Annotated in this window: 11 protein-coding genes; 2 read left to right on the forward strand and 9 right to left on the reverse strand. The window is 71.7% G+C overall.

What is annotated here, in order from left to right; translation table 11 throughout:
• Window positions 1–111: 111 nt before the first annotated feature.
• Window positions 112–1,098, reverse strand: a complete 987-nt coding sequence (locus tag ABZ281_RS21835) for an LLM class flavin-dependent oxidoreductase (protein ID WP_356657829.1) — start codon at window positions 1,096–1,098, stop codon at window positions 112–114.
• Window positions 1,099–1,178: 80 nt separating this feature from the next.
• Between ABZ281_RS21835 and ABZ281_RS21840 the strand changes: the two genes are divergently transcribed.
• Complete coding sequence (locus ABZ281_RS21840; RefSeq protein WP_356657847.1) at window positions 1,179–1,940, forward strand: nucleotidyltransferase domain-containing protein; 762 nt, start codon at window positions 1,179–1,181, stop codon at window positions 1,938–1,940.
• On the opposite strand, the gene rpmF is transcribed toward ABZ281_RS21840, so the two are convergent.
• The 3 genes from rpmF to ABZ281_RS21855 all read right to left on the reverse strand — a co-directional run bounded on the left by rpmF (window position 1,923) and on the right by ABZ281_RS21855 (window position 4,233).
• The gene (gene rpmF, locus ABZ281_RS21845; RefSeq protein ID WP_356657831.1) at window positions 1,923–2,093 is read right to left on the reverse strand and encodes a 50S ribosomal protein L32; all 171 of its coding nucleotides are present in this window, start codon (window positions 2,091–2,093) and stop codon (window positions 1,923–1,925) included. The two genes, ABZ281_RS21840 and rpmF, sit on opposite strands and share 18 nt — an antisense overlap.
• 104 nt (window positions 2,094–2,197) lie before the next feature.
• Window positions 2,198–3,793 (reverse strand): cation acetate symporter, encoded by a 1,596-nt coding sequence (locus ABZ281_RS21850; RefSeq protein ID WP_356657833.1) that lies wholly within the window; start codon window positions 3,791–3,793, stop codon window positions 2,198–2,200.
• Window positions 3,787–4,233 carry a DUF485 domain-containing protein gene (locus ABZ281_RS21855; RefSeq protein ID WP_356657835.1) on the reverse strand — a complete coding sequence of 149 codons (447 nt, stop codon included), beginning with the start codon at window positions 4,231–4,233 and terminating at the stop codon, window positions 3,787–3,789. The genes ABZ281_RS21850 and ABZ281_RS21855 overlap by 7 nt, the downstream gene beginning before the upstream one ends.
• A 337-nt stretch (window positions 4,234–4,570) precedes the next feature.
• On the opposite strand from ABZ281_RS21855, the gene ABZ281_RS21860 reads away from it, so the two are divergent.
• Window positions 4,571–5,065 carry a hypothetical protein gene (locus ABZ281_RS21860; protein WP_356657837.1) on the forward strand — a complete coding sequence of 165 codons (495 nt, stop codon included), beginning with the start codon at window positions 4,571–4,573 and terminating at the stop codon, window positions 5,063–5,065.
• A 3-nt stretch (window positions 5,066–5,068) separates the two neighbouring features.
• On the opposite strand, the gene ABZ281_RS21865 is transcribed toward ABZ281_RS21860, so the two are convergent.
• The 5 genes from ABZ281_RS21865 to egtA all read right to left on the reverse strand — a co-directional run bounded on the left by ABZ281_RS21865 (window position 5,069) and on the right by egtA (window position 9,798).
• Complete coding sequence (locus ABZ281_RS21865) at window positions 5,069–5,284, reverse strand: dodecin (protein ID WP_298554097.1); 216 nt, start codon at window positions 5,282–5,284, stop codon at window positions 5,069–5,071.
• Between the two features lie 128 nt (window positions 5,285–5,412).
• Window positions 5,413–6,375: an L-histidine N(alpha)-methyltransferase gene (gene egtD, locus ABZ281_RS21870; RefSeq protein ID WP_356657839.1), complete on the reverse strand. Its 963-nt coding sequence runs from the start codon at window positions 6,373–6,375 to the stop codon at window positions 5,413–5,415.
• On the reverse strand, window positions 6,372–7,163 hold the full coding sequence (egtC, locus tag ABZ281_RS21875) for an ergothioneine biosynthesis protein EgtC (RefSeq protein WP_356657841.1): 792 nt from the start codon (window positions 7,161–7,163) through the stop codon (window positions 6,372–6,374). The genes egtD and egtC overlap by 4 nt, the downstream gene beginning before the upstream one ends.
• Entirely contained in the window at window positions 7,163–8,500 is a 1,338-nt protein-coding gene (egtB, locus tag ABZ281_RS21880; RefSeq protein ID WP_356657843.1) for an ergothioneine biosynthesis protein EgtB, read from the reverse strand. Before egtB ends, egtC begins: the two co-directional genes overlap by 1 nt.
• Window positions 8,497–9,798: an ergothioneine biosynthesis glutamate--cysteine ligase EgtA gene (gene egtA / locus ABZ281_RS21885; protein WP_356657845.1), complete on the reverse strand. Its 1,302-nt coding sequence runs from the start codon at window positions 9,796–9,798 to the stop codon at window positions 8,497–8,499. The genes egtB and egtA overlap by 4 nt, the downstream gene beginning before the upstream one ends.
• Window positions 9,799–10,101 lie beyond the last annotated feature (303 nt).

A 10,101-nucleotide genomic window follows, 5' to 3' on the forward strand; every position in this document is an offset into this window, starting at 1 on the left:
CCTGCCGGTCCGGGGGGATGTCGACGTCGACATCCCGGAGGTTGTGCTCGCGGGCGCCGCGGACGCGGACGAACGGGTCATGGGGGTCGCGGTCGTGCATGGGAGACGACTCTAACCGGAGGTGATCGCGGCCAGCCGCCGGTAGGAGTCCAGCAGCGCCTCGCGGTCGTACGTGCTGGTCGTGACGAGGACCTCCTGGGCGCCCGTCTCCTTCAGCACCGTCTCCAGCTCGTGCGCGACCTGCTCCTTGGTGCCGGCGATGTGGCCGGTCAGGCCGGACTCGTAGAAGTCGCGCTCCTTGCCGGTCATGGTGAGTGCCTCCACGCGCTCGGCGGGCGGCAGCGGGGGGAAGGTGCCGTGCGTGCGGGAGTGCGCCATGGACCAGGCCTCCGGGATCAGCAGCCGCCGGGCCTCTTCGGGGGTGCCGGCCACGGCGATGGTGCCCGAGATGACGACGTAGGGCTCCGGGGCCCAGACGGACGGGCGGAACCGGTCGCGGTAGTGGTCGATGCCGCGCCGCATCTTCTCGCGGTTCCTGAGGTCGCCGATCACCATGGGCAGGCCCGCGCGGGCGGCGATTGCGGCGCCCTCGCCCATGGCCAGGACGAACGGCGGCACCATCAGGCCCTCGGCGGGGCGGGCGTGCACCCCGGTGGGGGAGGTGCCCCGGAACCAGCCGAGCAGCTCCGCGAGCTGGGCTTCGAAGTCCCCGGCGTCGCCCTTGTCGCGGCCCAGGGCCCGGCGCACCCCGTCCGTGAAGCCGACGGACCGGCCCAGACCCATGTCGATCCGCCCTGGGAAGAGCGACTCCAGGACGCCGAACTGCTCGGCCACGACCAGCGGCCGGTGGTTGGGCAGCATCACCCCGCCGGTCCCGACCCGGATCGTCCGGGTCGCGCCCGCGACGGCGGCGGCCAGCACGGTCGGCGCGGAACCGGCGACCCCGGGCACGCCGTGGTGCTCGGAGACCCAGACCCGGTGGTAGCCGAGCCGCTCCAGCTCCCGTGCCAGCCGCACGGTGTCGCGCAGCGCCTCGGAGTGGGTGTGCCCCTCGCGGGTGCGGGAGCGGTCGAGGACGGACAGGCGCACGGGATCCATACCAGGTTCTACGCCGGACGGGGCCGCCGGTATTCCGCCGCCGCGGCGGGACCGCCGCCGGAAAACCGGGTGACCGCGTCCTGGCACGTCAGGACAATGTTCCGGTATCCAGAAGCGAAAGGCGGCCGACCGTGACCGTCCCCAACATCCTGCTCTGCGGCATCGTCGGATCGACCGCCTACGGTCTCGCCCGCCCGGGCTCGGACATCGACCGCCTCGGCATGTTCGCCGCGCCCACCGAGGAGCTGCACGGTCTGCGCCGCCCGAAGGAGTCGCACGTCAGCACGGCGCCGGACCGCACCCTGCACGAGGCCGCCAAGTGGTGCCGGCTGTCCCTGGGCGGCAACCCGACCGCGATGGAACTGGTGTGGCTCCCGGACGACCTGTACGAGGTGCGCACCCCGCTCGGCGACGAGCTCATCGGCATCCGCACGGCGTTCCTGTGCGCCAAGCGGGTCAGGGACGCCTACCTCGGGTACGCCACCCAGCAGTTCCGGCGGCTGGAGGCACGCGGCGACGGTTCGTTCTCCGCCGACACCCGCAAGCGGACCGCGAAGCACGCCCGGCACCTCAAGCGGCTGTGCGGGCAGGGCCTGGAGCTCTACACCACCGGGCGGTTGACCGTCCGCGTCGAGGACCCGGACGAGTACCACGCCTTCGGCGAGCGCGTCGCCGCGGATCCGTCGGTCGCCCTGCCCCTGCTCAGCTACTACGAGGACGCCTTCGGCGAAGGCCCCACGGTGCTGCCGGACGAACCCGACGAGGCGCCGGTCGAGGCCTGGCTGCGCCGGGTCCGCTCGCACTTCCTCGCCGAGGCGGCGAACTCAGCCGTCGGGGCGTAGCAGGCCACGCTCGTAGGCCCTGACCAGATGCTGCGGGACGAGGTGACGGACGCCGTCGACGGTGACGGGGACCAGCGTCGGGGTGGCCGCCTTCCACTGGGCGCGGCGGTGACGGGTGTTGCTGCGGGACATCTTCCGCTTCGGGACAGCCATGGGGCTCCTCCTCGGGGGTCGGGCACCGAGGACGCTACATGAAAATGGATCTCATGAGCAATGAGTGTCCCGGTGCCCGGCCGCCGCTGTCCTGCGGAGGTGTCTCAGTCGTCGGCGCCCACCAGCATCCGCACCTCGAACTCCTCGTGGGCGGCAGGCGCTTCGGCCTGCCCCTTGTCCAGTACCGTGCCGAGCCAGCCCAGCAGGAAGCCCGCGGGGATGGAGACGATGCCGGGGTTCTGGAGCGGGAACCAGGCGAAGTCGGCCTCGGGGTAGAACGAGCCCGGGGCGGAGGAGACGACGGGGGAGAAGGTGGCCAGCAGGACGGAGCAGAGCAGCCCGCCGTAGAGGCTGAGCAGGGCGCCCTTCGCGCTGAAGCGCCGCCAGAACAGGGTGTAGACGATCGTCGGCAGGATCGCCGACGCCGCGATGGCGAAGGCCAGGAAGGCGAGCGTGGCGGTGTTCGCGCCCCGGGCGACGAGGGCCAGCAGGATGCCGAGGACGCCGATGACGGCCCCGGACAGCCTGGCGACGGTCAGCTCCTCCGTCTCGCTCGCCCGGCCCTTGCGGATCACCTCGCTGTAGAGGTCGTGCGCGAGGGAGGAGGCCGCGGCCAGGGTGAGACCGACCGCCACGGCGAGCAGCGTCAGATACGCCAGACAGGTCAGCAGCGCGGTGAGGACGCTGCCGCCCAGCTCGTGGGCGAGCAGCAGCACGGAGGTGTTGCCGGTGCGGTCCGTGCTCTCGATGGTGTCCCGGCCGAGCAGCGCGGTGGCGCCGAGCCCCATGATGCCGGCCCCGAAGCAGACCGCGCCGACCAGACCGACGGCCCACAGCACCGACGAACGCAGTACGCCGCTGTTGCGCGGGGTGAGCAGCCGCATCAGCACGTGCGGGAGGGCGGCGAGGCCGAGCACGATGGCCAGTTCGAGACTGAGGAAGTCCAGCTTGTTGCTGACGGTGCCGCCGTAGCGCAGCCCGGGCTCGAGGAAGCTCAGGCCCGACCCGCTGCGTTCGGACGCCCTCTCCAGCAGCAGGTTGGGGTTCCAGTCGAAGTGGTGCAGCACCCAGCCCGCGGTGAACAGCACGCCCACCACCAGCATCACGGCCTTGATGATCTGGATGACCGTCGCGCCGGGCATGCCGCCGAGGGAGGCGTAAAGGATCACGAAGACACCGATCACGACCACGCACAGGGTGCGGGTGGTGCCGCTCGGAACACCGGTGAACTGGGTCAGCAGGGCTACGCTGCCCACGAGTTGGGCAACCAGGTAGAGCGTGGCGATGGCCAGGATGCAGACCGCGAGCGCGACCCGTACCGGCCGCTGCTGCCGGGGCAGGCGCAGCGCCACCGTGTCACCCAGCGTGAACCTGCCCGTGCGGTGCAGGGGTTCGGCGATCAGCAGCAGCACCATCATCCAGGCGACGGTGGTGCCGCCGAGGTACATCAGCCCGTCGTACCCGGTGAGCGCCACGAGACCGGTGCTGCCCAGCAGAGTGGCGGCGGACAGGTAGTCGCCGCACATGGCGAGGCCGTTGCGCAGCGGCGACATGGAGCGGTTGCCGAGGTAGAACTCGCTGATCTCGTCACGCTGAGGAGCCGTCAGCAGCGCCGTGAACAAGGTGATCACGACCACGGTCAGGAACAGGACGAACGTCAGCTGCAGGCTGCTGTCGTCGATGGCGGCGGCGCTCACCACGTGCGGAACCCCCTCGTTCCGTGCTGGAGCGGCTGCCCGGCGCCCTGGGGAGGCGCCGCCGTACGGCCGCGGCGGCTCTCGGTCTCGTACAGCCGGGACCTCAGGCCGCGGGCGAGCGGATCGACCCGGGTGCGCATGTGCCGGACGTAGCACCACGCGGTCACGCCCATGACGACGAACTGCCCGAGACCGAGGGTGAGTCCGAGCGTGAGGCGGCCGAACAGCGGCTGGTTCATCACCGCGGGCACAAAACTCGACAGCAGTACATACAGCAGGAATCCGCCGACGGACAGGATTGTCGCCCGGATGCCGAACCGGCGCTGCGCGCGACGCAGAGAGTGAAATTCGGGATGGTCGGATATACGAGACGGCGGAGTTTGCTGGATGTGCGGGAGCGGGAATGTGGGAGTGTCTTCCCGTCGTGGTGAAAATTCGGGCACAGGCGCACCTTCTTCGCTGCATCGTGCCCCGCACTCGACCCCGTCGGGTCGGTGGACGCGTCCGGTTTTCGGGCAGGGTGGAGCGGTGCCGGACGCGCGGTGGGGTGCGGGCTCTGTGGGGGGGGCTCGTGAATCCGGATATCGTGCTGTCCGGGTTCACGCGGACGGCCTCGGGGTTCTTTGTGGGGACCCCCGACGAGCCCCGGCCACGGGTGGTGGCGAGGCTGAGAGCGGAGTATGTCAGTGCTGTGCTTGAGCCATCAACTGTGAGGGTGAATTGACCCTCGTACATGGCTTGTTCACGCGGGCTGTCTCATATGCGCTTAGGCTGGGCGGCGTGAGTGACGATTCAAGCAAGGCTCCGCTGGCCGTGTTCGACCTGGACAACACCCTCGCCGACACCACGCACCGGCAGAGGTTCCTGGAACGCACGCCGAAGGACTGGAACGGCTTCTTCTCAGCGGCGCCGCAGGACCCGCCCGTCCCGGAGGGCATCGCGCTGGCCCGGGAGAGCGCGCGGGAGTGCGAGATCGTCTACCTCACCGGGCGGCCCGAGCGCTGCCGACGCGACACACTGGAGTGGCTCGCCGCCCAAGGGCTGCCCGAGGGGCACGTGTACATGCGGCGGGACGCCGACCGGCGGCCCGCCCGGTTCACCAAGCTGGAGATTCTGCGGCGGCTCGCCCGCACCCGCGAGGTCCGCGTCCTCGTGGACGACGACGAACTGGTCTGCGCGGACGCCCGGCGTGCGGGCTTCACCGTCATGCGGGCCGACTGGGTGACCCGGTCCACCGAGATGAAGGCGGCGCAGGAGCGCGAAGGGCGGACCTGAGCACTACTCCGACTCGTCGAGACGGAAGCCCACCTTGAGCCCCACCTGCCAGTGGGCGACCTGCCCGTCCTCGAGCTGGCCGCGCACCTGCGTCACCTCGAACCAGTCCAGGTTGTGCAGTGTCCGAGAGGCCCGGTCGATGCCGTTGCGGATGGCCTGGTCGACGCCGTCCGGTGAGGTGCCGACGATCTCCGTGACCCGGTAGGTGTGGTTCGACATGCCGCTGCTCCTCTTCCCATGACGTTCCTGTGACGGGAGTGTCACGCGTCATTCCACCGTGCCCCAGGCGGCGGCGAAGCGCGAGACGTCGTCTCCCGCCGTCGCCGCCGCCCCCGGGTTCCCCGGTGTCAGCGCGCCACGCTCAGCGACAGCGCGAACCGGCCCGGGCTGTCCGTCCACCAGTGGGCCAGGTCCAGTCCCGCCGCGGACAGTTCGGCGCGCACGCCCTCCTGCCGGAACTTCGCCGACACCTCGGTCCGCATCTCCTCACCCGCGGTGAAGTCGACGGCGAGATCGAGCGCCGGCATCTTCACCGTCTGCGCCGTACGGGAGCGCAGCCGCATCTCGATCCATTCGTGCTCCGCGTCCCACTGCGCCACATGGTCGAACGCGGCGGGCTCGAAGTCGGCGCCCAGCTCGCGGTTGATCACAGTCAGGACGTTCTTGTTGAACGCGGCCGTCACCCCGGCCCCGTCGTCGTACGCCCGGACCAGCACCTCCTCGTCCTTGACCAGGTCCGTGCCCAGCAGCAGGGCGTCGCCCGGGGTGAGCAGGGCGCGTACCGACGCCAGGAACGCGGCGCGTTCGGCGGGCAGCAGATTGCCGATCGTGCCGCCAAGGAACGCCACCAGCCGTGGCCCTGGCGTGTCCGGCAGGGCCAGTTCCGCCGTGAAGTCGGCGATCAGCGCGTGCACGTCCAGCCCCGGCCGTTCGGCGGCCAGCGCCTGCCCGGCCTGGGCGAGGGCGCTCTCGCTGACGTCGACCGGGACATAGGTGTGCAGGTTGGTGAGGGCGTCGAGCAGATGCCGCGTCTTCTCCGAGGACCCGGAGCCGAGCTCGACCAGGGTACGCGCTCCGGTCGCCGCGGCGATGTCGCCGGAGCGCGCGAGGAGGATCTCCCGCTCCGCGCGCGTGGGGTAGTACTCGGGGAGTCCCGTGATCTTCTCGAACAGGTCGCTGCCGTGCGCGTCGTAGAACCACTTCGGCGGCAGGGTCTTGGGGCGGCCGGTCAAGCCCCGGTGGACGTCGGCGCGCAGCGCGGCGCCCGTGGTGTCCTCGGGCAGGGTGCGGGTGAGGTGGAACGGGCTCACGTACGGGGCTCCTTGAAGGGTGCGGGCACGAAGACGTCGGTCGGCTCCTTCAGCGGCGTCAGCAGCACCTCAGTGCGGCTCGCCGAGAGCAGGGTGCGGTCGGGGACCTCCTGCCAGTGCGGATCGTCGTCATAGGGTTCGGAGGCCACGACGGTGCCGCCGCCGGGCCGGGTGAGGTACCACAGGGCGTCGCCCCAGGCGGTCGCGGTGATGGTGTCGCCGTTGGTGAGCAGGAGGTTGAGCCGCGAGCCGGGGGCCGACGCGGCGACCTCCAGGACGGTGTCGGCCATGGCCCGGCCCTCCTCGTCGCCGCCCCGCAGCCGCGCCAGCACCAGCGCCCACACGAGCGCCGAGTCGTTGCGCGCCTCCAGCGACAGCAGGTCCTCGTGCGGCAGCGTCCGGGACACCGAGGCCAGTGAACCGGGCCAGCCCTTCACCGCCCCGTTGTGGCTGAACAGCCAGGTCCCCGCCGCGAACGGGGCCGCCGCGGCCTCCGCGTCCGCGCCCGACAGGGTCGCGTCCCGCACCGCGGCGAGCAGCGCGGGGGAGCGTACGACCCGGGCCAGATCGGCGAACGACAGGTCGGCCCAGATCGGTCCGGCCCGGCGGTAGCGGGCCGGCACCGGGTCGCCCTCGGCGTACCAGCCCACGCCGAAACCGTCGGCGTTGACCGTCCCGTACCGCTGGTGCCGGGGCGCCCACGACTGCCGGTACAACCCGTGCGGGGGCTCCACGAGGATCCGGCCCAGCGGTTCCTCCGGCCCCACGTACGCCACATGCCGGCACATCAGACGTCCTCCGACCGGGCCGTGCGGAACCCGGAGAAGATCTGCCGCCGGATCGGGTAGTCCCAGTTGCGGAAGGTGCCCCGGCAGGCCACCGCGTCCACGGCGAAGGAACCGCCGCGCAGCACCTTGTACTCGGGCCCGAAGAAGACCTCCGAGTACTCCTTGTACGGGAACGCCCTGAACCCCGGGTACGGCAGGAAGTCGCTCGCCGTCCACTCCCACACGTCGCCGATCAACTGCCGTACGCCGAGCGGAGACTCACCGGCCGGGTAGCTCCCGGCGGGCGCCGGGCGCAGGTGCCGCTGGCCGAGGTTGGCGTGCTCGGGCCCCGGGTCGGCGTCGCCCCACGGGTAGCGCATCGAGCGGTCGCCGGCCGGGTCGTGCCGGGCGGCCTTCTCCCACTCGGCCTCCGTGGGCAGCCGGCGTCCCGCCCAGCGGGCGTAGGCGTCGGCCTCGTACCAGCTCACGTGCAGCACGGGCTCGTCCGGCGGGACGACCTCGGTGACGCCGAACCGCCGCCTGAGGAACTGCTTTCCCTCGCGTCGCCAGAACAGCGGGGCCTCGATGCCGTGCTTCTGGATGTGCGCCCAGCCGTCGGCCGTCCACCACCGCGGGTTGTCGTAGCCGCCGTCCTCTATGAACGCCCGGTAGGCGCCGTTCGTCACCGGGGTGGTGTCGATGTGGAAGGGCGCCACCTCGCGCCGGTGCGCGGGGCGTTCGTTGTCCAGGGCCCACGGCTCGCCGGAGGTGCCCATCGTGAACGGGCCGCCCGGGACGAGGACTTCGGACGGGCCCGTGGTCAGCGGCGCCGGCTCCGGATCGGGTGCCGTCAGGGCCGGTGGGCCCACACGCAGCTGATGGGTGATCAGCATCGTCTCGTCGTGCTGCTGTTCGTGCTGCGCGATCATCCCGAAGGCGAATCCGGCCTCCGTCAGCCGCGTCCCGTGGAACGCGTGCCGCTCCAGCACGTCCAGTGCCCTTCCGCGTACGTCGGCCGCGTAGGTGCGGGCCTCCGCCGGCGACAGCAGGGGGAGCTTCGGCCGCTCGGCGCGCGGGTGCTCGAAGGCGTCGTAGAGGCCGTCTATCTCGGGCCGTATCGCCTCGTGCCCGGCGACGGCCCGCAGCAGCCACTGCTCCTCCTGGTTGCCGATGTGCGCGAGGTCCCACACCAGCGGCGACATCAGCGGCGAGTGCTGCGCGGTCAGATCGGGATCCTCCACGCAGCTCGTCAGCAGGGTGGTGCGGTCACGGGCCACGACGAGTGAGGCGACCGCCCGCTCACGGAGGACCTCGGGGTCGACGGCCCGGGCGTCGACGGCGGGATCGATGTCGGTCATGGGCGGAAGTCCTTCCCGTGGGGGCGGCCGTCGATGCCGCGCTGTCGGTCGAGCAGGTCGTCGGCGGGACAGCGGCCCAGGGCGACGTAGCGGTCCAGATAGGCCGTGACGGCCTCGACGACCTCGGGGGCGGCCCCTAGCCGGGGCAAGGCGTCCAGCGCGGTCGTGAAGCACGTGACGGCCACCTCGCGCAGTTCCGCGTCGGCCAGGCCGCCGCGCGCCGCGTCGAGCCACAGCGGGTTGTGCGGCGCGGGCAGCCCCAGCGTCCGTTCGGCCAGTGGCTTCACGGCCCGGTAGGCGGTCTCGGTGGCCTCCGGGTCGTCGAACAGCGCCGCCGTCACGGCGAGCGGCACGATCCAGCCGTCGTCGCCGGGCTGTGCGTCGATCATGCGCAGTTCGAGATGGCCGCGCGGTCTGACCGGCGGGAACAGCGTCGTGACGTGGTAGTCGAGATCCTCCCGGGTGGGCGGCCGGGGCGCGCCCGTGCGGATCCAGTCCCGGAAGGTGAGGCCCTCGGGGACGTCCCAGGGGCCGCCGTCCCGCCGTACGCACATCACGGGGGAGTCCAGCACGTGGCGGGCCCAGGCGCCGCGGGGGTCGGCGTCCATCCGTGGTCCGCCCGCCCGGCCGGCGCCGATCCGGGTCCACGTCAGCTGCCGGGTGGACAGCCAGCCGGTCGGCCGGTGCGCGGCGAGAGGGGAGTTGGCGAACGCGGCCACCAGGACCGCTCCCAGATGGTGGGCCAGCCACCAGCGCCGCCCCAGACCGAGCGGCCCGGGCTCCTCGTGACCGGCGTCCAGGCACACCTGCACGGAGGCGGAGGAGCACATCATGGCGCGGCCGGCGGGGCCCGTGCGGTCCAGGCACGCCTCCATGGCGTCGTAGCGCGGTTGACGCAGGTACCGGCGGGGTTCGTGCCACGGATCGTGGCCGAGGCCGACGAGGGCGAGGCCGTCTTCGCGCAGAACCGCGCGGACGGCGTCGAGGTCGGCGGAGACGGTGGCGATGACTTCCGTCAGTGAGGACGCGGGGGGCGAGCTCAGCTCCAGCTGGCCGCCGGGTTCCACGGTGAGCGCCGACCTCAGGGGCACGGTCCGCAGTGCGGCATAGGCCGCTTCGAGTCGTTCGGGTGTGACGGGGAGCTGCGGTGCGCGCAGTTCGTGGACGAGCCATTCCACCTCGACACCGAGGCGGCGTGGCGGGCCGGTCTTGAAGCAGATGCCGCGGACGAGAGCCTCGACCTCGGCTTCGGACAGTGAGGTGCGTGGCCGGGTACAGCCACTTACCGAATCGGACATGTCGGGATCCTCCTGAGATTCCACCATGCCACCGGTCCGGGCTCTTCGGCGGCCCGGGCCGGGATCACTCGTCCCACCCAAGACGCTCATGTCGCTCGGCACAAGGGGGCGAAGCGGGGCCTCCCCGGGTGGTCATCCGGCCGGCCCCGGCGTTTCCAGGCACTTTCCCCCGGCCCGTTCTCCCAGGGCGAAAAATCTGTTGCACCGGTGATCCGGCATCACTCACGATGCCTGCGTGAGCACGACAAGAACGGCCGCGCGGCGCGCGGTCACGGCGCGTACGGGGGTCACGGGTCATGGGGG

This window comes from Streptomyces sp. NPDC006265 (assembly GCF_040613555.1).
Taxonomy (GTDB): domain Bacteria; phylum Actinomycetota; class Actinomycetes; order Streptomycetales; family Streptomycetaceae; genus Streptomyces.